Here is a 17575-nt window from a genome sequence, read left to right as displayed (position 1 = left end):
TCACCCCGCCAGCTCGCGCAGCAGCCGCTCCTCCTCCAACGCGCCGAGGCCCTCGGTCTCGGGGCCGCCGCGGGCGGTGTCCCACGCGAGGGTGTCGGCCAGCGTCTCGGCGAGCGGACGGAGCGTCAGCCCCGCGGCCAGCGCGCGGGAGACGTCGACCCGGTTGATCGCGGCGCACTCCGGGTCGGCGATCCACATCGGCACGCCCATCCACGGGTCCACCCCCGCCGCCAGCAGCCGCTCGCTGGGGATCCACACCGACTCGACGGGCCCCGCGGCCAGCGCCCGGCAGGCGTCGATCAGCTCGCCGAACGGCATCGGCCGCCCGGTGGTGTTGTACACCCCGGCCCGGCCCGCACCGAGGCAGTCCAGGATCCACCCGGCGAGGTCGCGGACGTCGATGAACTGCGCGTCGTCCGCCGGATCGCCGGGCAGCAGCACCCGGCCGCCGCGGGCGAACCGGCGCGGCCAGTACGCGAACCGGTCGGTCGGGTCGTGCGGGCCGACGATCAACCCCGGCCGGACGATCGTCGCCCGCTCGCCGAACCCGTCCCGCACGATCCGCTCGCAGGCGGCCTTCCGTGCCCCGTACGCCAGGTCCTCCGGCAGGTCGGCGGTGAGTTCGAGCACCGCGCCGTCCTCGTCCTGCGGGGTGGCCTGGTCGGCGAGGACGGAGAGCGTGGAGACGAACAGGTACCGCCCGACCCGGCCGCGCAGCGCCTCGACCGCGAGCGCCGCCACCTCCGGCTGGTAGCAGGCCACGTCGACCACCGCGTCCCACCGACCGTCGGCGAGCGCGTCCAGGCTCACGGTGCGGTCGCCGACGACGGTGCGCGCCGACGGGAACAGCCCGGGATCGGTACGGCCCCGGTTGAACAGCGTCACCCGGTGCCCCGCGGCCAGCGCGGCCTCCACGACGGCGCGGCCGAGGAAGCGCGTCCCCCCGAGTACGAGCAACTCCACGACGACTCTCCCCCACCTCGACACACCACGGCGCCCGCACCCTACCCACGGCCGCCACCTCCCGCATGCGGTTTTCCCACGGACCGTCAACGCCCCCTGACCGGGCGGGATGAAACGGGGGCCGTGCGGGGGTTGGGAGTGGCGACAGGGCGGTCGGGTGATCGTCGTGTCGCCGTCGGACTGCCACCGAAAGGCACACTCATGTCCCTGCTGCGCCTCGGCGTCTCCCTCCAACCGCGCTGGCCGCTCGACGACGGAGCCCGCGTTCTCCACGCCGCACGCCGTGCCGAGGATCTGGGCTTCGACCACGTCGCGGTCGGCAACCGCCTGCTGGACAGCGGGTTCGGCCTCGACACGGACCCGCTCGTCCTGCTGGCGGCCGTCGCGGGGGCGACGACGCGCCTGCGGCTGCTGACGTCCGTACTCGTCGCGCCGTACTACCCGGCGCTGGTGCTCGCCAACCAGGCGGCCACGCTGGACGTCGTGTCCGGCGGCCGCCTGGTCCTGGGCGTCGGCACCGGCTGGAACCTCGACGAGTTCGCGGCCGTCGGCGTACCCGCCCGTGAACGCGGTGCACGTACCGACGACCACCTCGCCGCCGCCAAGGCCCTGTGGACCCGGCGGCCCGCAGACTTCGAGGGACCGTTCACGACCCTGCACGAGGCGCGCCTGGGCGTGCCTCCGGTCACCGCGGGCGGTCCGCCCGTGTGGATCGGCGGCCACAGCGCCGCCGCCCTGCGTCGTGCGCTGCGGTTCGGCGACGGCTGGTACGGCACCGGCGTCGACGCCGCGGAGGTCACCGACGTCCGCCGCCGCCTGCACGACCTCGCCGGCGACTCGGAGAACGCCGACCGCCTGACGCTCGCCGCAGCCGCGTTCCTCACGCCGCCCGGCATCCCCGCGGTGGTCCCGTCGCCGGGACGACCCCTCGGCGGTGCCGTACCCACCGCCGCGAGCGTCGCCGACGAGCTCGGGCAACTCGCCGAGGCAGGGCTTGCCGCTTGCACCCTGTGGCTGCCCGTCGCGGCCGAGCATGTCGAACAGGCGATGGAGTGGGTTGCCACCGAGGTCGCCCCGCGACTCACCTGACGCCGTGGCCCGGAGGCCACCGGGCCGATCGAGCTCCCGTGTCCAGGCGTCCAGGGGGCGACCGCCACGGCTGGCGCCCGTCTCGCTGCGGACGCGAGAGCACTAGCCGTGGAAGTCGATCACCTCGAAGGCCGCCGCGTAGCGGGTGCCCAGGCGGGTGCCGGCGGCGCGGCCCGCGGACTCCAGGAACTCGGCGGCGTTGGCCATCTCGCCGCCGAGGCCCGCCAGGTAGGCGCGGTGGGCCTCCAGCGAGGCGACGCCGGTGGCGAAGGTGTCGGTGGTGTCGACGGCGTGCCGGCCGTCGGGCGAACCCGCCGCCCACAGCTGCCGGACGCCGTTCCACGGCTGGTGGCCCTCGGCGGTGAGTTCGCGGAAGACCCACCGGTTGCCCGCGTCCCGGACGGCGTCCAGCGCGGCCCGGCCGACCGCGATGTGGTCGGCCTGGTTGGGGAAGACCCCGCCGTAGGTCTCCCGGAAGTTGACGGTGATCACGATCTCCGGGCGGTGCCGACGGATCGCCCGGGCCAGGTCGCGGCGCAGCGGCAGCCCGTACTCGACCACCCCGTCCGGGTAGCCGAGGAACTCCACCGTCCCGACGCCGACCAGCGCCGCCGACTCCACCTGCTCGCGTTCGCGCACCGGGCGGCACTGCGCGGGCTCCAGGCCGTCGATCCCGGCCTCGCCGCTGGTCACCATCAGGTAGCTGATCCGCTTGCCCTGCCCGGTCCAGCGGGCCACGGCCGCGGCCGCCCCGTACTCCATGTCGTCGGGGTGGGCGACGACGGCGAGCGCCGTCTGCCAGTCCTCGTCGACCGCCTGGTACGGAGGCGGTACCTGCTCGGTCTCGGCGGTCCCGGTCATCTCGCACCCTTCCTACTCCGGAGCCTCTCCGCCCCGGCCTCGGTCTTCCGTGGCGACCCGCGTGTTCCGTGGCGACCCACGCCGCCGACCCGCCGTGCCATCCGACCTGCCGTGCTACCCGGCCCGCCGTGCCACCCGACCCGGCGGCTCCCCGCGCGCGGGGTGCGGCCGCCGGGCCGGATCGCTCGCGGCGTCAGTTCGCGGTGCGGATCGCGTAGTTGAAGTCCGCGTGCCCGTAGTGCTGCATCACCCGCAGCCAGAACGGCATCAGCATCTCCATGCCGCGGGCGGCGTCGATCCCGCCGAGGTCGAGGATCGCCTCGGCCGGCCAGCCGAACTCCTCCAGCAGCGCCTTGACCTTGGCCTTGGCGTCGACGTCGTCGCCGGCCACGAAGAGGTTGTGCTCGCCGGGGATCCGGCCGGGGTCCACCATCACCGGGGCGGTGACGGTGTTCAGCGCCTTCACCACGGAGGTGTCCGGCAGGGCGCGCTGGAGCTGCTCGCCGACGCTGTCGTTGTTGACCGGGTCGAGGGTCAGCTCACCGGTCGGCGAGAAGACCAGCGGGTTGGACACGTCCAGCAGGGTCTTGCCCGCCAGCCGCTCCGGACCGGCCATGCCGATCGCGGACAGGGCGACGGTGCCGCTGGTCGCGTTGATCACCAGCTCGCCGAAGTCGGCGGCGTCGGCGAAGGTGCCGGCGTGGCCGTACGGGCCGGCCCGGTCGGCCCAGTCGTTGGCGGCGGCGTTCTCCTTGGTGCGCGAGCCGAGGGTCACCTCGTGCCCGAGCGAGATCAGTTTGTTGGCGAGGGTCTGGCCGACCGTTCCGGTCCCGATGATTCCGATCCGCATTGTGCTGCTCTCCGTCCCCACGTCAGATCGACAAGCCGCCCGCACCATATCCGAGGCCGGTCCCTGACTAGCGGTCAGCTCCCGGTCCCGCCCGGCCACTCCTCGCCGGGGCGCGGCCGCCCACTCCACCGTAGCCCCACGGTCGAGCCCCCGGCGCGCTCACCCGGCGGACGGCACCCCGCGAGTCCTCGGCGGCCGCGGCGCCGCGAAGTGCGGGATCCGGTTCCGCCAAACGCAAAACGAACGCCATGGAGCACCTCCGGGCGCTCCAGCAGAGTGGTCGTCGTGCCAACCGGGCCCGTCGCGAACGGACTTCGGGCCCGTGACCACCGAACCGGAGGATCGCGATCATGAAGAAGTGGATAGCAGCCGCGGCCGGCAGCGTCGCCCTCGTCGGCTCGCTCACGTCGGGCGCCGGCAGCGCGAGCGCCGCGACCGCCCAGCCGTCGGCCCAGCGGGCCTCCTTCGCCCCCGGCGGCACGTGGGTGCTGAAGTCGGCGGCCACCGGCCAGTGCATCGACGACAGCAACTACGGCCTGCGACACTTCGGCTGTCAGAACCAGAGCGGCCCCTACGCCGCCTTCCAGCAGTTCCGGATAGTCGGACAGCCGAACGGCACCGACGTGCTGCAGAACGTCGCCACCGGCCAGTGCATCGACGACAGCAACTACGGCCTGCGGCACTTCGGCTGCCAGGACCAGAACGGGCCCTACGCCGCCTTCCAGCAGTTCGTGATGTACCTGGAGCCGAACGGCTCGGTGGTGCTGCAGAACGTGGCCACCGGCAATTGCATCGACGACAGCGGCTACGGTCTGCGCGACTTCGGCTGCCAGGACCAGAACGGCCAGTACGCCGTGTTCCAGCAGTTCTGGCTGAGCTGACGAACGGTCCGGCACCGCACCGACGGGGGACGGTGCCGGACGGCGGGGGACGGTGGGGCGCGGGTCACCGCGCCCCACCGCGGCCTTCCGGGCCACCGACCCCGTCCTCACCACTGCGCGCGTGCACCAGGACCTTCACCCGTCGGCCGGTCCCACCAGGTCGGCGGGGTACAACAGTTGGCTCGGCATGACGGTCCGTCAGGACCGGCGTGACCGGATTGACTTGTCCTTGCCATTCCGTGGGCCCGCTCGTAGGGTCACCTCCGGGGGAGGGGGTCGCTGCGCGTTCGCGAGCGACCGCATGGGGTGACCTTCTCCAGGGGGAGGTCACGGTGGGTGGGTTCGGGGAGCTGCTGCGCGGGTGTCGGCTGGCGGCGGGGTGGACGCAGGAGGACCTGGCGGAGCGGGCGGGGGTGTCGAGCCACGCGATCAGCATGCTGGAGTCCGGGCGGCGCGGGCCGCGGCTGTCCACGGTCGCGCGGCTGGCCGACGCGATGGGTCTCGGTCCGGACGACCGGCAGCGGCTGATCGCGGCCGTCACCGGCGACGACCCGCCGGAGCGGACCGCCGGGCCCGGCCCGGCCGGGCGGCTCACGCCGGCCGAACTCCACGCCGACCTGCACGACTTCACCGGCCGGGCGGCCGCGGTCGAGCGCCTCGTCTCGCTGCTGTCGGGCGCGCCGGGTGGACCGGCGGCGCCGGTGCTGCTGTCGGCGGTCAGCGGGACGGGCGGCGTCGGCAAGACCACGTTGGCGGTGCACGTCGCGCACCTCGTGCTGCGGCACTTCCCGGACGGGCAGCTCCAGGTCGACCTGCACGGCGCCGATCCGCGGCCCGCCGACCCGCACGACCTGCTGGGCCGGTTCCTGCGCTCCCTCGGCGTCCCGCCGGAGCACCTGCCCGCCGACCCCGAGGAGCGGGCAGGGCGCTGGCGCAGCCTGCTCGCCGAGCGGCGGATGCTGATCCTGCTGGACAACGCCCGCGACGCCGCCCAGCTCCGCCCGCTGCTGCCCGGGACCGGCGCCAGCCGCGTGCTGGTGACCAGTCGCAGCACCCTGCCGGGCCTGGACGGCGCGGCCCGGGTGACCCTCGGCATGCTGGACGCCGACGAGGCGTCGACGCTGCTGCGGCGCATCGTCGGGGCCGAGCGGCTGGCCGCCGAACCGGACGCGGCGCAGGCGGTGCTGACGGCCTGCGCGGGGCTGCCGCTGGCGATCCGGTTGGCGGGCAGCCGACTGCTGGCCCACCCGGACTGGTCGGTGCGCCACCTCGCCGAGCTGCTCCGCGACGAGGCCGGGCGGCTCAGCGTGCTCAGCGTCGAGGACCGCGCGGTGCGGGCGAGCTTCGCGGTGAGCCACCGCAACCTGCCGCCCGACCAGGCCCGTGCGTTCCGCCTGCTGGGACTCGGCCCCGGTCCGACCATCTCCGTGGGGGCCGCCGCCGCGCTGTTCGGCGCACCGGAGGCGGAGGCCGCGGCGCTGCTGGACGCCCTCGTCGCGGTGCACCTGGTCGAACCGGCCGGCCCCGGCCGCCACCGGCTGCACGACCTGATCCGGGTCTACGCCGCGGAGTGCGCCGCCGAGCGGCCGCCGGCCGAACGCGAGGCGGCCGTCGAGCGGCTGCTGCGCTGGTTCCTGCACAGCAACGCGTCCGCCTCCCGCCGGCTGCGCCCCGAACGCCGCCACCTGGACCTGGCCCCGCCCGCTCCGCCGCTGCGCCCCTTGGAGTTCACCGAGTTCGACGCGGCCCTGGCGTGGTCCGAGCAGGAGGGCGACTGCCTGGTCGCCGCGGTCGCCGCCGCCGCCGAGTCCGGACGCGACGAACTCGGCTGGCAGCTCGCCCACACCATGTGGGACCTGTTCGACCTGCGCGCCGCGCAACCCGGCCGGATCGGCACGTACCGGCACGCGCTGGCCGGCGCCCGCCGCCTGGCCGATCCGAAGGCCGAGGCGTGGGCGCTGAACGCCCTCGCGGTCGCCTATCAGGCGGCGCGCCGGCTGGCCGAGGCCGAGGAGTGCCTGCTGGACGCGCTGGCGATCCGCCGCCGCCTCGGCGACCTGCACGGTGAGGCGTCCGTCCTCGGCAACCTGGGCTACGTGCGGATCGACCGGGGCCGCCCCGCCGAGGCGGTGGCGCTGCTGGAACGGACCACCGACATCTTCCGCGGGCTCGGCCAACTGCGGGCCGAGGCGGCGTCGTTGGAGAACCTCGGCGAGGCGTACAAGCTGATGGGCCGGTTCGAGGCCGCGCTCGACCACTACCAGCAGGCGCTGGTGCTGTTCGAGAAGAGCGGCGCGGAGCGGTTCCGGCTCGGCCGCTCGCTCAGCAACGTCGCCGAGACGCTGCACCTGCTAGGCCGGCACGAGGAGGCCGTCGTGCCGGCGACCGAGGCGTACGCAGCCAACCGCGAGGCCGGCAACCGCATCGACGAGGCCATCGCCCTGGAGGTGCTCGGACACAGCCACGCCGTCCGAGGCGATCGCGAGGCAGCCCGCGAGGTCTGGGAGCGGGCGCTGCTGATCCTGCTCGACCTGGGCCACCCGCGCGCCGCCGACGTGCAGGCCCTGCTGAAGAGCTGACCGACCGTCAATTCCCGTTTCCGGAACCGCCGTACAGCCGGAGCAGCAGCGCGTGCAGCTGAACCCGCTCGGCGGCGTCCAGCGGCGCGAGCAGCTCCGCCTGCACCGCCTCCGCCTCGGCGGTCAACTCGGCGAGGCGGGTGCGGCCGGCGGTGGTGAGGGTCAGGGTGAGGCGGCGGCGGTCGGCCGGGTCGCGGGTGCGGTCGAGGTGCCCGGCGGCGGCCAACTGGTCGGCGGCCTTGGCGAGATCGCTCGGGTCGAGGCCGAGGCGGCGGGCCAGATCGCGCTGGGTGTGCGGACCGAAGTCGGCGAGCGCGGCCAGCATCGCCAGGTGGAACAGCCGCAGCCCGTCGGCAGCCAGCCGCTCGGCGAGCCGGCCGCGGGCGGTCTTTCCGACCCTGGACAGCAGATAGGCCGTCAACTCCAGGAGCGAGGGCGGCGCGGCGGTCGGGTCGGTTTCCATGGCCCCAATCCTAGGTCTCCCCCTATAGTGGGTCCACACCCACGATTATTCGCCGGAGGCCTTCCGTGGACGCGCTCCACCCCCGCCTGCTCGTCGCCGACTTCACGGCCTGCTTCGACTTCTACGACGCCGTCCTCCCGCCCCTGTGCGGGGCCCACCTGGTCAAGGGCACCGCCGACGGCCCCTACGCCAACTGGGACGTGGCGGACGAGGGCGTCCTGGTCCTGTTCGACCGCGCCGCGATGGCGGCCGTCCTCGGCGCCGAGCCCGCCACCGACCCCGCCGCACCCGCCGCGCCCTCCGCACCCACCGACGCCGTGATGTTCGTCTGCCGGGTCGACGACGTGGACGCCGCGTACGCGCTCTGCCTCGCGCACGGCGCGACGGCCGTCCTGCCGCCCATCGACCGCCCCGCATGGGGACCGAACCTCCGCACCGCCCACGTCCGCGACCCCGACGGCACGCTGATCGAACTTCAGTCCTACTGACAGACCGTCAGTTCAGTACGCTGACTCCGTGTGCTGGAGCGCCGAGGCGGATCTGATCATGGGCAGCACCATCTCGGCGGTGGGCGTCGTCGCGATGGTGCGGGCCGGAGCGAGCCGGCGGCTGCCGATGGCGGCCCTGCCGCTGCTGCTCGGGGTGCACCAACTGCTGGAGGCCGCCGTCTGGTCCGACTGGGGCCAGTGGACCCGCACCGCGTGGGCGGTGATCGCCCTGCCGCTGCTGCCGCTGTACGTCCCGGCGGCGGTCTGGTGCGCCACCCGCCGCCGTTCGGCCGCCTGGCTCACCGCGCTCGGCGCGGCGGTCGCCGTCCCGCTCGCGGTCACCCTGGCCCGTCACCCGGTCGGCGCCCACGTCCACGGACACACCGTCAGGTACGCCATCGGCGTCCCCGCCGGCACCCTGCTCCTGGCCGGCTACCTGCTCGCCACCCTCGGCTCCCTGCTCCTCTCCGGCGACCCCCACCTCCGCCTCCTCGGCTGGCTCACCACCCTCGGCGCCCTCGCCTGCGCCCTCCTCTGGCAGCTGGCCTTCATCTCCACCTGGTGCGCCCTCGCCGCCCTCGCCAGCCTCGTCCTCCTCCACTGGGCCAAACCGCCCGCCCCACCCTCCACTTGACGCCACCTCCGGGGCCCGGACGAACGCCGCCTCTCACCCTCACCCTCGCCCGGCGCCCGCCCGGTCACGGCGCCGTTCCCGCGCGCCCGCGGTCGCGGCGCGGTACGCGGCCGTCGCGCCCGCGCCGAACCAGCAGGCCTCGAACGCGGCGCGGGCCGCTCCGTGCAGCGGGTGGTCCGCGGTCGGCGCGGCGAACTCGCCCCACAGCACGGCGAGTCCGACGACGGCCGCCACCGCGAGGACCAGTCGGACGGCGGGGCGACCGGGCCGACGCCAGGCCCACCAGGCGGCCGCCGCGTAGACGGCCAGCTCGGCGAGGAACGCCGCCACGTCGACGACCGTCAGCCCGCTCATCGGGCCACCCACCAGGCGGAGACCAGGTGCAGCACCGCGAACGCGCCCGCACCGAACGCCATACCGAGGTTCCGCTGCCGGAACCCGATCGCCGAGTCCCCCACCTGGGCCAGCCCCGACACCAGCAGCATCGGCCACGCCACCGCGGCTCCGCCCGCCGTCACCGCCACCGCCGTCGCCACCCCCAGGGGCACCGCCCGTACCGCGTACGCCCGGGCGTACACGTGCGCCCCGAGCGTGACCGGCTCACCCGCGGGCAACCCGAGACCCGGGCGCACCACCCCCGCCACGCTCGATCCCGCGCTGACCAGCGCGGCCAGCGCGTTGACCGCCGACAGAACGTCCATTCCAACCCCCCGTGAATCATTCGAGCATTGAACGATATGAGGACGGTATCATTCTGCCCATGAGCGATGTCAAGGGAGCGGCCGCGCTGCGCGCCACACTCGTCTTCAACCTGGGCACCCTCGGCGCCCTGGCCTCCGACCGCTTCGCCGCCCGGGTCGAGGCGCTCGGGCTCAAGCCCAAGCACGCCGGCCTGCTGGCCGCGCTCGACGCCGGATCGGCCGCCTCCCAGCAGGAGTTGGCCACCCGCCTCGGCGTCGCCCCCAGCCTGATCGTGGCCCTCGCCGACCAGCTCCAGGAACTCGGCGCGGTCGAACGCGTCCGCGACCCCGAGGACCGCCGCCGCCAGGTCCTCACCCTCACCGCCGGAGGCCGACGCCTCCTCACCCGCTGCGCCGAAGCCGCCGAAGCCGCCGACACCGAACTCACCGCAGGCCTCACCGAGGCCCAACGCACCACCCTCGCCCACACCCTGCGCACCCTCGGCGACCAGCAGGTCCCGCACTAGCCACCAGACCTGACGGTCGCTCAGCCGCTCACGAGGAACCCGGGGATGACGGACCACTACTGGACTGGCGAGGCGCCGTGGGTGCACCACTCGGCGGAGGACGCCCGGCACCCGGCGTTCCTCCTGCCGCCGCCGGGGACCAGCTACGTGGGTTGGCTGGATGGCGCCGACATGGGCGACGCGCAAGGGGTCTTCGAACAGATGAGTGCCCGGCTACGGCTTCCGGCCTACTTCGGCTGGAACTGGAACGCCCTCTCGGACTGCCTTCGCGACATGGGGTGGGCGCCCGCCGACCATTACCTGATCGTCATCGAGCGGTCAGCCCTCATGCTGCAGGAGTCCGCCGAAGGCCGCGAGACACTCCTCGAGATCCTCAACCACGCAGGTCGCCATTGGGGTCACAACCCGGACCGGCCGGGCAAGTCCTTCAATTCACTGCTGCTGTAGGCGCGGACGCCGGTGCCGACACGGGGCGGCTGTTGCCGGTGTGGGCAGCCGCGGCCTGGGGCCCGGCCACCCGGGCTGCCAGGTGCGCGAGGAACCCGTCCAGCAGGGACCGGTCGGCGTTCGGGACCATGTAGTGGCGGAAGACGCCGCCCTCGGCGGTCACGGTCGAGCGCACCCAGCCGAGCGACTCGAATCTGGCACGCAGGTAGCCGTCTCCCGAGGCGACAACCTCCGAGCCCTCGGGTGACACCACCACCAGGTGGGTGGCGCCACATCCACACTCGACGCACACCAGCGGGATCCCGCCCATGCCCGCGAGGCGTTGCAGGGCCGCCGGGTAGGCGAGTTCACGACCGGGACATACCGCCACGCTCAGAAGGCTCGACATCGGCACAGGCTAGGGTCTCAACCTCCGAACGGGACAATCGATTGCATTCTGCGGACCGATCTTGGCGGCGCCGGCCCACTGGTGGGGGTGAGGCGGTCGACCACGCCATCCGATTTGTCGAACTCTGGGGGCCCTCAGCCGCGACGCGCATCACCACCTGACGCCCGCTCAGGTGCAGTCGTCCAGCGGGCCAGGGCGATCAGCAGGGCTCCGCAGGCTGTGATCAGGAGCCAGCCTGGGCGGGCGGCGGTGGCGAGGGTGGCGGGGGTGGTGTGGGCGACCAGGCCGCCGGCGGTGGCGATGCCTAGGGCGGAGCCGAACTGGCGGGCGGTGGAGGTGAGGGCGCCGGCGACGCCGGCGCGGTCGGCGGGGAGGGAGTTGACGGCGGTGGTGGTGATCGGGGCGTTGGCGAAGCCGAAGCCGGTGCCGATCAGGAGGTAGGCGACGAGCAGCAGGGCGAGCGGTGTCGTCCGGTCCAGGGCGAGCAGCAGGAGGCCGCCGGCCGCCAGGAAGGCGCCGGCCAGTGTCAGCGGGAGGCCGGGCCCGCGGCGGCCGACCAGGCGGCCGGACCAGGGGGCGCAGACGGTGGCGCCGAGGGCCATCGGCAGCGTCGCGGCGCCGGCGGCCAGCGGGCTGAGGCCGCGGGTGTGCTGGAGGTAGAGGGTGGAGAGCAGCAGGGTCAGGCCGAGTGCGGTGAAGAGCGCGACGGCCGCCAGCACCGCGCCGCCGAACCTGACGTGCCGGAAGAGCCGCGGGTCGATCAGCGGCTCCTCCCGCCGTACCTCGACCAGGCCGAACGCCACGGTCGCGGTGGCGGCCAGCAGCGCGCCGACCAGCGCGGTGGGCGAGGTCCAGCCGATCCGCGGGCCCTCGATGGCGAGTGCGACCCAGCCGCCGATCACCGCGATCAGCAGCAGCTGCCCGATCCCGTCGAGCCGCCGGTCGCGCGCGCCGCGCGACTCGGGCACCAGCAGTGCGGTGAGCAGCAGCGCGAGCAGGATCACCGGGACGTTGGCCCAGAACAGCGCCCGCCAGCCGAATCCGCCCAGCAGTGCCCCGCCGACCACCGGCCCGACGGCCATGCTGAGGCCGAAGACGGACGCCCAGACGCCGATCGCCTGGGCCCGTTCGCGCGGGTCGGGCATCGCGTTGACCACGATGGCCAGCGCCACCGGGCTGAGCATCGACGCGCCGACGCCCTGCAGCGCACGGGCCGCCACCAGGGTGCCGGCGCCGGGGGCGAGCGCGCAGAGCAGCGACGCGGTGCCGAACAGCGCCAGCCCGCACTGGAAGACGCGGCGCCGCCCGAAGCGGTCGGCGAGCGCGCCGGAGGTGATCAGCAGGGCGGCCAGCACGATGGTGTAGGCGTCGACGGTCCATTCCAGGCCGCGGGTGTCGACGCCGAGGCTGCGGCCGATCTCGGGCAGGCCGACGTTGACCACGGTGGTGTCGAGGCCGACCAGGAACATGCTGAGGCAGCAGACGGCGAGCACCGTCCAGCGTCTGCGTCGGCCGAGTTGCGGGGCGGCGGGCTGAGCCGCCGTCAGAACGGAGGTCATCGGAGGTCCCTTCTCCAGGAGGTGCAACGGTCCTGGTCAGGGTGCGGCGGGGCGGCCTCTGCGGGCCACGATTCTTGCGACAATCGCAAAATCCGTCAGAGTAGGTGGGTGGACCCTGACCTGCAGCACCTCCTCGACGCCATCGGCCCCCGGCTGCGCACCCTGCGCCGGGAGCGCGCCCTGACCCTGGAGGCATTGGCCGAGGCGACCGGCCTGTCGGTGAGCACCCTGTCCCGGTTGGAGTCCGGGCACCGCCGCCCCACCCTCGACCTGCTGATCCCGCTGGCCAAGGTGCACCACGTCACCCTGGACCAACTGGTCGCCGCCCCGGCCACCGGCGACCCGCGCGTCCACCTCACCCCGGTCCCCCGCGCGGGCGGCGGTGTCCTGGTGCCGCTCACCCAGTACCCGGGCCGGGTCCAGGTCTTCAAGCACGTCCTGCCGCCCCGCGAGCCGAAGCTGGTCAGCCACGAGGGCTACGAGTGGCTGTACGTGCTGGCCGGGCGGCTGCGCCTGGTGCTCGGCGAGCGGGAGTCGCTGCTCGGCCCGGGCGAGGTCGCCGAGTTCGACACCCGCGAGCCGCACTGGTTCGGCCCGGCGGACGGGACGGCGGTGGAGATCCTGCACATGTTCGGCCCGCACGGCGACCGCCCGAAGGCTCCGAGCCCGACCACGCACGGAAGTTGACGGTTGGTCAGGTGATGGTCGGTCAGTCGTCGGACAGCCGGCGGAAGCGACGGCCCGCGTCGAGCAGTGCGGGCAGCGCTGCGGCGAAGCCCGGGGCGGTGCCGGAGCCGGGGTGGTTGACGTGGCCGATGACGATCGCGCCGGGCCCGGCGGCGGCGACGGTACGCCGGACCTGCTCGGCCGTGAAGGTGGCCCCGGCGTCGCCGTTGACGCTGAAGCCGGCCACGCCCTCGCCCAGGTCGGCGACGATCCGGGTGGCAATCTCGTCGTAGTGCGCGGTGCCGGAGCGGAAGTACCGGGGCGGGCGGCCGAGCAGGGCGGTGAGCTTGGCGTGGTTGCCCGCGACCTCGTCGTAGACGGCGCCGGCGTCCGCGGTGCCGGTGATCCCGTACGCGGCGCGGCCGGTGACGGAGAGCGGGCGGTGCGCGGTGCCGTGGTTGCCGAGTTCGAACAGGGGGTCGGCGGCGAGTTCGTGGAACGGGCCGGGGTTGGCGTCGATCCACCGCGCGTTCAGGAAGAGCGTCGCGGGCACCGCGAGTCGGCGCAGCACGCCGATCAGCTCCGCGTCGTAGCCGTCCCCGCCGGGGCCGCCGCAGGCGTCGAAGGTCAGCGCGAGCGCCGTCCCCGAGGTCGTCGTCCGCACCCCGGTCACCTCGGTGCCCCACTGCGCCGGCGCCAGCCCCGCGTACCGGGCCACCACCGCCGCCCGGTCCGGGGGCGCGCTCGACGACGCACCGGGCGGCGCAGCGGAGGCGGGAGCCGAGGACGCAGGCGGGGTGGCTGACGGTTGGTCAGTCCGGGTGGCGGGCGCGGCGCAGCCGGCCGTGGCGAGGCCGAGGACGGCGCCGAACAGCCTGCGGCGTTCGAGCATGGACGTCTCCCTCCGGCGTGAGGTCTGCCACGAGTGTCACTTCCGGGCGGCGCGTCGGCCATCTGCCAAGCTCGGCCGTATGGCTGCCTCCCCTCGACCGCACTACCTGCAGTGGACGTCCGTCGCCCCCGTGATGGCGTTCCTGCTGCTGTTGACCACCTGGAAGCGCGATCTGCCGTGGCCGGTGGTGGCGCTGGTGGCGGTCTTCCTGGCGGTGTCGGTGGTGGCGGCCGTGCACCACGCGGAACTGATCGCCCATCGGGTGGGTGAGCCGTACGGATCGCTGGTGCTGGCGGTGGCGGTGACCATCATCGAGGTGGCGCTGATCGTGACGCTGATGGCGGACGGCGGCGACAAGAGCGCGGGGCTGGCCCGGGACACCGTCTTCGCCGCGGTGATGATCACCTGCAACGGGATCCTCGGACTGTCCATCCTGGTCGGCGCGCTCAAGTACCGGGTGGCGGTGTTCAACGCGGAGGGCACCGGCGCCGCGTTCGGCGCGATCGCCACCCTGGCGACACTCAGCCTGGTGCTGCCGACCTTCACCACGTCCACGCCGGGCCCGCAGTTCAACACCACGCAGTTGGTCTTCGCGGCGACCGCCTCGATCGTCATCTACGGCCTGTTCGTCTCCACCCTGACGGTCCGTCACCGCGACTACTTCCTGCCGGTGACTCCGGCCGGCGAGGTGGTCGACCCGATGGACGACCACTCCGAGCCGCCGAGCCGGCGCGAGACGCTGGTCAGCGTGGCGCTGCTGTCACTGGCCCTGGTGTCGGTGGTGGGCCTGGCCAAGGGCGTCTCCCCGACCATCGAGCGCGGCGTCGCCGCGGCGGACCTGCCGAACGCGGTGGTGGGCGTGGTGATCGCGCTGCTGGTGCTGCTCCCGGAGTCGATCGCCGCCGTGCGGGCGGCGATCCGCAACCGCGTCCAGATCAGCCTCAACCTGGCGCTCGGCTCGGCGCTCGCCTCGATCGGCCTGACCATCCCGGCGGTCGCCGTCGCCTCCGCCTGGCTCTCCGGCCCGCTCGAACTCGGCCTCGGCGCCACCCACATGATCCTGCTGGCCCTGACGGTCGCGGTCGGCACCCTGACGGTCATTCCGAAACGCGCCACCCCGCTCCAGGGCGGCGTCCACCTGGCGATCCTCGCGGCCTACCTGGTGCTCGCGGTCAGCCCGTGACGCGCGGACGCCCCGCCGGGGGTTCCCGACGGGGCGTCCAGGGCGACGGGGCGTCCAGGGCCGGGCGGACTACTCCACCGTCACGCTCTTCGCCAGGTTGCGGGGCTTGTCGACGTCCCGCCCGAGCGAGACCGCCGCGTGGTAGGCGAGCAGCTGGAGCGGGATGTTCAGCAGCAGCGGGTCGAGCTCCGGCTCGCTGCGCGGCACCAGCACGCAGTGGTCGGCCAGCTTGGCGTCCACCTCGCGGTGGGCGACCGCGAGCACCCGGCCGGAACGGGCCTTGATCTCGCCGAGGGTGGTGAGGTTCTTGTCCAGCAGCTCGTCGTCCGGCACCAGCGCGACGGTCGGCAGGTCGGGGTTGATCAGCGCCAGCGGACCGTGCTTCAGCTCGCTCGCCGGGTACGCCTCGGCGTGCACGTAGCTGATCTCCTTGAGCTTCTGCGCGCCCTCCCGGGCCACCGGGTAGCCGCGGACCCGGCCGATGTACATCATGCCCTCGGACTCCGCGTACGCCTCGGCCAGCTTGGCGATGGCGTCGCCGTTCGCGAGCACCTCGCGGATCTGGTCGGGCAGCGCCTTCAGCGCGGCGACGATCCGGCGGCCGTCGGCCGGGGAGAGGTCGTGGATCCGGCCGAAGTGCAGGGCGAGCAGCGCGAAGGCGACCACGGTGGAGGTGAAGGCCTTGGTGGAGGCGACCGAGATCTCCGGGCCGGCGTGCAGGTAGATGCCGCCGTCGCACTCGCGGGCGATCGCCGAGCCGACGGTGTTGACCACGCCGAGCACCCGGCCGCCCTTGCGCTTGATCTCCTGGACGGCGGCCAGCGTGTCGTAGGTCTCGCCGGACTGGCTGACCGCGACGTACAGGGTGTCGGCCTCGATCACCGGGTTGCGGTAGCGGAACTCGGAGGCGGGCTCGGAGTGGGCGGGGATCCGGGACAGCTCCTCGATCAGCTGGGCGCCCATCTCGCCGGCGTAGTACGCGGAGCCGCAGCCGAGGATCTTGACCCGGCGGATCTCGCGCAGCTCGCGGGCGTCCAGGTTGAGGCCGCCGAGGTGCGCGGTGGCGAAGCGCTCGTCGAGCCGGCCGGAGAGGGTGCGCTCGACCGCGGCGGGCTGCTCGTGGATCTCCTTGAGCAGGTAGTGCGCGAAGCCGCCGGTGTCGTAGGAGCCGACCTCCCAGTCGACGGTGGACGGCTGGCGGGTGACGGTGCGCGCGTCCTCGGTGAAGGTGCGGAAGCCGTCGGCGCGGACGGTGGCCAGCTCGCCGTCCTCCAGGTGCACCACCTGGCGGGTGTAGCGGACCAGGGCGGCGACGTCGGAGGCGGCGAACATCTCCTTCTCGCCGATGCCCAGCACGATCGGGCTGCCGTTGCGGGCCACCACGATCCGGTCGGGCTGCTCGGCGTCCAGCACCGCGATGCCGTAGGTGCCGACCACCAGCTTGAGCGCGGCGCGCACCGCGTCCTCGAGTTCGCCGGCCTCGGCGCGGTGCGCGGCGATCAGGTGGGCCAGCACCTCGGTGTCGGTCTCCGAGCGGAAGACCGCGCCCTCGGCGGTGAGCTTGGCGCGCAGCTCGTCGGCGTTCTCGATGATGCCGTTGTGGACGACCGCGATGCGCTCGGCGTTGTCGGTGTGCGGGTGGGCGTTGGCGTCGGAGGGCACGCCGTGGGTGGCCCAGCGGGTGTGGCCGATGCCGACCGAGCCCTTGAACCGGGCGGGCACGGCGGCCGCGAGGTCGGCCACCCGGCCCTTGACCTTGCAGACCCGCAGCTTGGCCGGCGCGGCCTTGGTCGCCGGGGCGAGCACCGCCACGCCGGCCGAGTCGTAGCCGCGGTACTCCAGCCGCTGCAGCCCTTCGAGCAGGAAGGGGGACGCGTCCTTGGGGCCGATGTAGGCCACGATTCCGCACATGACGTGGACTCCTGAGGTTCGTGGGGCGGGTGCTGGGCGGGGACCGGATCAGCCGTAGACCATCCGCCGCAGCTGACGCACCGACAGCTGCGGGGCGGCCACCCGGCGGGCGGCCAGCTCGCCGCCGAGGCGGGCGAAGATCTGTTCGTTGGTCAGTCCCCTGGCCTGCAACTCACCGTGACGGCGGCGCACGTACTCCTCGGTGGGCTCCGCGAAGTAGGCGAGCACCTCCGCGACGACCCGGGCCGCCTCGCCGGGAGCCAACGGTGTGGTCCTGGTGAGGTGGGTGATCAGGTCCTCATGAGGGTGCGGTGAAACAGGCACGGGTGGGGAGCCTAGGCGTCGAGTCTCCATATGCCAAAGATCCTGCCCGAAATCGGGCAGGACGACCAGTCGTGGCGCTCCCGCGGGGCGCTTTCCCGGCAAGCAGGTGGCGGTCGAACAACCGTCCACAGCCGCACCTATGATGTGGGGTCGTCGTTGAAGGACGGTGTGCAGGCGGTGATCGGGTGAA

20 protein-coding genes are annotated in these 17575 nt (G+C 73.8%); 9 read left to right on the top strand and 11 right to left on the bottom strand.

Annotation, left to right across the window (positions count from 1 at the left end):
* Positions 1-963, bottom strand: a complete 963-nt coding sequence (locus ACWD4U_RS11010; RefSeq protein ID WP_363459186.1) for an NAD-dependent epimerase/dehydratase family protein — start codon at positions 961-963, stop codon at positions 1-3.
* 201 nt (positions 964-1164) lie between these two features.
* On the opposite strand from ACWD4U_RS11010, the gene ACWD4U_RS11005 reads away from it, so the two are divergent.
* Positions 1165-2052: a TIGR03619 family F420-dependent LLM class oxidoreductase gene (locus ACWD4U_RS11005; protein WP_363459184.1), complete on the top strand. Its 888-nt coding sequence runs from the start codon at positions 1165-1167 to the stop codon at positions 2050-2052.
* A gap of 102 nt (positions 2053-2154) precedes the next feature.
* On the opposite strand, the gene ACWD4U_RS11000 is transcribed toward ACWD4U_RS11005, so the two are convergent.
* On the bottom strand, positions 2155-2913 hold the full coding sequence (locus ACWD4U_RS11000) for a PIG-L deacetylase family protein (protein ID WP_363459182.1): 759 nt from the start codon (positions 2911-2913) through the stop codon (positions 2155-2157).
* Positions 2914-3106: 193 nt separating this feature from the next.
* Positions 3107-3763 (bottom strand): NADPH-dependent F420 reductase, encoded by a 657-nt coding sequence (locus ACWD4U_RS10995; RefSeq protein ID WP_363459181.1) that lies wholly within the window; start codon positions 3761-3763, stop codon positions 3107-3109.
* Between the two features lie 350 nt (positions 3764-4113).
* Between ACWD4U_RS10995 and ACWD4U_RS10990 the strand changes: the two genes are divergently transcribed.
* Positions 4114-4644: an RICIN domain-containing protein gene (locus ACWD4U_RS10990; protein ID WP_363459179.1), complete on the top strand. Its 531-nt coding sequence runs from the start codon at positions 4114-4116 to the stop codon at positions 4642-4644.
* Between the two features lie 332 nt (positions 4645-4976).
* The gene (locus ACWD4U_RS10985; RefSeq protein WP_363459177.1) at positions 4977-7223 is read left to right on the top strand and encodes an ATP-binding protein; all 2247 of its coding nucleotides are present in this window, start codon (positions 4977-4979) and stop codon (positions 7221-7223) included.
* A gap of 7 nt (positions 7224-7230) precedes the next feature.
* Here ACWD4U_RS10985 and ACWD4U_RS10980 read toward each other — a convergent pair whose 3' ends face one another.
* Positions 7231-7686 carry a MarR family winged helix-turn-helix transcriptional regulator gene (locus ACWD4U_RS10980; protein WP_363459175.1) on the bottom strand — a complete coding sequence of 152 codons (456 nt, stop codon included), beginning with the start codon at positions 7684-7686 and terminating at the stop codon, positions 7231-7233.
* Positions 7687-7751: 65 nt separating this feature from the next.
* On the opposite strand from ACWD4U_RS10980, the gene ACWD4U_RS10975 reads away from it, so the two are divergent.
* Together ACWD4U_RS10975 and ACWD4U_RS10970 are read left to right on the top strand one after the other, a co-directional pair.
* Positions 7752-8174 carry a VOC family protein gene (locus ACWD4U_RS10975; RefSeq protein ID WP_363459173.1) on the top strand — a complete coding sequence of 141 codons (423 nt, stop codon included), beginning with the start codon at positions 7752-7754 and terminating at the stop codon, positions 8172-8174.
* A 28-nt stretch (positions 8175-8202) separates the two neighbouring features.
* The gene (locus ACWD4U_RS10970; RefSeq protein WP_363459171.1) at positions 8203-8808 is read left to right on the top strand and encodes a DUF6629 family protein; all 606 of its coding nucleotides are present in this window, start codon (positions 8203-8205) and stop codon (positions 8806-8808) included.
* A 39-nt stretch (positions 8809-8847) separates the two neighbouring features.
* On the opposite strand, the gene ACWD4U_RS10965 is transcribed toward ACWD4U_RS10970, so the two are convergent.
* Together ACWD4U_RS10965 and ACWD4U_RS10960 are read right to left on the bottom strand one after the other, a co-directional pair.
* Entirely contained in the window at positions 8848-9162 is a 315-nt protein-coding gene (locus ACWD4U_RS10965) for a DUF2568 domain-containing protein (protein WP_363459169.1), read from the bottom strand.
* Complete coding sequence (locus ACWD4U_RS10960) at positions 9159-9509, bottom strand: hypothetical protein (RefSeq protein ID WP_363459167.1); 351 nt, start codon at positions 9507-9509, stop codon at positions 9159-9161. Before ACWD4U_RS10960 ends, ACWD4U_RS10965 begins: the two co-directional genes overlap by 4 nt.
* A gap of 59 nt (positions 9510-9568) precedes the next feature.
* On the opposite strand from ACWD4U_RS10960, the gene ACWD4U_RS10955 reads away from it, so the two are divergent.
* Both ACWD4U_RS10955 and ACWD4U_RS10950 read left to right on the top strand, forming a co-directional pair.
* A complete protein-coding gene (locus ACWD4U_RS10955) occupies positions 9569-10015 on the top strand; it encodes a MarR family winged helix-turn-helix transcriptional regulator (RefSeq protein WP_363459166.1) in 447 nt (148 codons plus the stop codon).
* A 45-nt stretch (positions 10016-10060) separates the two neighbouring features.
* Entirely contained in the window at positions 10061-10462 is a 402-nt protein-coding gene (locus ACWD4U_RS10950) for a barstar family protein (RefSeq protein ID WP_363459165.1), read from the top strand.
* Here ACWD4U_RS10950 and ACWD4U_RS10945 read toward each other — a convergent pair.
* A complete protein-coding gene (locus ACWD4U_RS10945; protein WP_363459163.1) occupies positions 10443-10850 on the bottom strand; it encodes a hypothetical protein in 408 nt (135 codons plus the stop codon). The genes ACWD4U_RS10950 and ACWD4U_RS10945 overlap by 20 nt on opposite strands.
* A gap of 134 nt (positions 10851-10984) precedes the next feature.
* The gene (locus ACWD4U_RS10940) at positions 10985-12409 is read right to left on the bottom strand and encodes an MFS transporter (RefSeq protein WP_363459161.1); all 1425 of its coding nucleotides are present in this window, start codon (positions 12407-12409) and stop codon (positions 10985-10987) included.
* Positions 12410-12517: 108 nt separating this feature from the next.
* Between ACWD4U_RS10940 and ACWD4U_RS10935 the strand changes: the two genes are divergently transcribed.
* On the top strand, positions 12518-13096 hold the full coding sequence (locus tag ACWD4U_RS10935) for a helix-turn-helix domain-containing protein (protein WP_363459160.1): 579 nt from the start codon (positions 12518-12520) through the stop codon (positions 13094-13096).
* 22 nt (positions 13097-13118) lie between these two features.
* Here ACWD4U_RS10935 and ACWD4U_RS10930 read toward each other — a convergent pair whose 3' ends face one another.
* A complete protein-coding gene (locus ACWD4U_RS10930) occupies positions 13119-13967 on the bottom strand; it encodes a polysaccharide deacetylase family protein (RefSeq protein WP_363459158.1) in 849 nt (282 codons plus the stop codon).
* Between the two features lie 79 nt (positions 13968-14046).
* On the opposite strand from ACWD4U_RS10930, the gene ACWD4U_RS10925 reads away from it, so the two are divergent.
* Positions 14047-15150 carry a calcium:proton antiporter gene (locus ACWD4U_RS10925; protein ID WP_363459157.1) on the top strand — a complete coding sequence of 368 codons (1104 nt, stop codon included), beginning with the start codon at positions 14047-14049 and terminating at the stop codon, positions 15148-15150.
* A gap of 69 nt (positions 15151-15219) precedes the next feature.
* Here the strand turns inward: ACWD4U_RS10925 and glmS are convergent, their stop codons facing one another.
* Together glmS and ACWD4U_RS10915 are read right to left on the bottom strand one after the other, a co-directional pair.
* Complete coding sequence (gene glmS / locus ACWD4U_RS10920; RefSeq protein ID WP_363459155.1) at positions 15220-17061, bottom strand: glutamine--fructose-6-phosphate transaminase (isomerizing); 1842 nt, start codon at positions 17059-17061, stop codon at positions 15220-15222.
* Positions 17062-17109: 48 nt separating this feature from the next.
* A complete protein-coding gene (locus tag ACWD4U_RS10915; protein WP_363459153.1) occupies positions 17110-17415 on the bottom strand; it encodes a hypothetical protein in 306 nt (101 codons plus the stop codon).
* Positions 17416-17575 lie beyond the last annotated feature (160 nt).

Source organism: Kitasatospora sp. NPDC002522 (assembly GCF_053595195.1).
The sequence above is the reverse complement of the archived record's forward strand: the minus strand, read 5'-3'. Positions and strand labels throughout refer to the sequence as shown.

Coding starts and splice junctions, on each gene's coding strand:
- ACWD4U_RS10940 (WP_363459161.1), bottom strand. CDS start 12,409: ATGACCTCCGTTCTGACGGCGGCTCAGCCCGCCGCCCCGCAACTCGGC.
- ACWD4U_RS10960 (WP_363459167.1), bottom strand. CDS start 9,509: ATGGACGTTCTGTCGGCGGTCAACGCGCTGGCCGCGCTGGTCAGCGCG.
- ACWD4U_RS10990 (WP_363459179.1), top strand. CDS start 4,114: ATGAAGAAGTGGATAGCAGCCGCGGCCGGCAGCGTCGCCCTCGTCGGC.
- ACWD4U_RS11005 (WP_363459184.1), top strand. CDS start 1,165: ATGTCCCTGCTGCGCCTCGGCGTCTCCCTCCAACCGCGCTGGCCGCTC.
- ACWD4U_RS10925 (WP_363459157.1), top strand. CDS start 14,047: ATGGCTGCCTCCCCTCGACCGCACTACCTGCAGTGGACGTCCGTCGCC.
- ACWD4U_RS11000 (WP_363459182.1), bottom strand. CDS start 2,913: ATGACCGGGACCGCCGAGACCGAGCAGGTACCGCCTCCGTACCAGGCG.
- ACWD4U_RS10930 (WP_363459158.1), bottom strand. CDS start 13,967: ATGCTCGAACGCCGCAGGCTGTTCGGCGCCGTCCTCGGCCTCGCCACG.
- ACWD4U_RS10980 (WP_363459175.1), bottom strand. CDS start 7,686: ATGGAAACCGACCCGACCGCCGCGCCGCCCTCGCTCCTGGAGTTGACG.
- glmS (WP_363459155.1), bottom strand. CDS start 17,061: ATGTGCGGAATCGTGGCCTACATCGGCCCCAAGGACGCGTCCCCCTTC.
- ACWD4U_RS10965 (WP_363459169.1), bottom strand. CDS start 9,162: ATGAGCGGGCTGACGGTCGTCGACGTGGCGGCGTTCCTCGCCGAGCTG.
- ACWD4U_RS10950 (WP_363459165.1), top strand. CDS start 10,061: ATGACGGACCACTACTGGACTGGCGAGGCGCCGTGGGTGCACCACTCG.
- ACWD4U_RS10945 (WP_363459163.1), bottom strand. CDS start 10,850: ATGTCGAGCCTTCTGAGCGTGGCGGTATGTCCCGGTCGTGAACTCGCC.
- ACWD4U_RS10995 (WP_363459181.1), bottom strand. CDS start 3,763: ATGCGGATCGGAATCATCGGGACCGGAACGGTCGGCCAGACCCTCGCC.
- ACWD4U_RS10915 (WP_363459153.1), bottom strand. CDS start 17,415: ATGGAGACTCGACGCCTAGGCTCCCCACCCGTGCCTGTTTCACCGCAC.
- ACWD4U_RS10955 (WP_363459166.1), top strand. CDS start 9,569: ATGAGCGATGTCAAGGGAGCGGCCGCGCTGCGCGCCACACTCGTCTTC.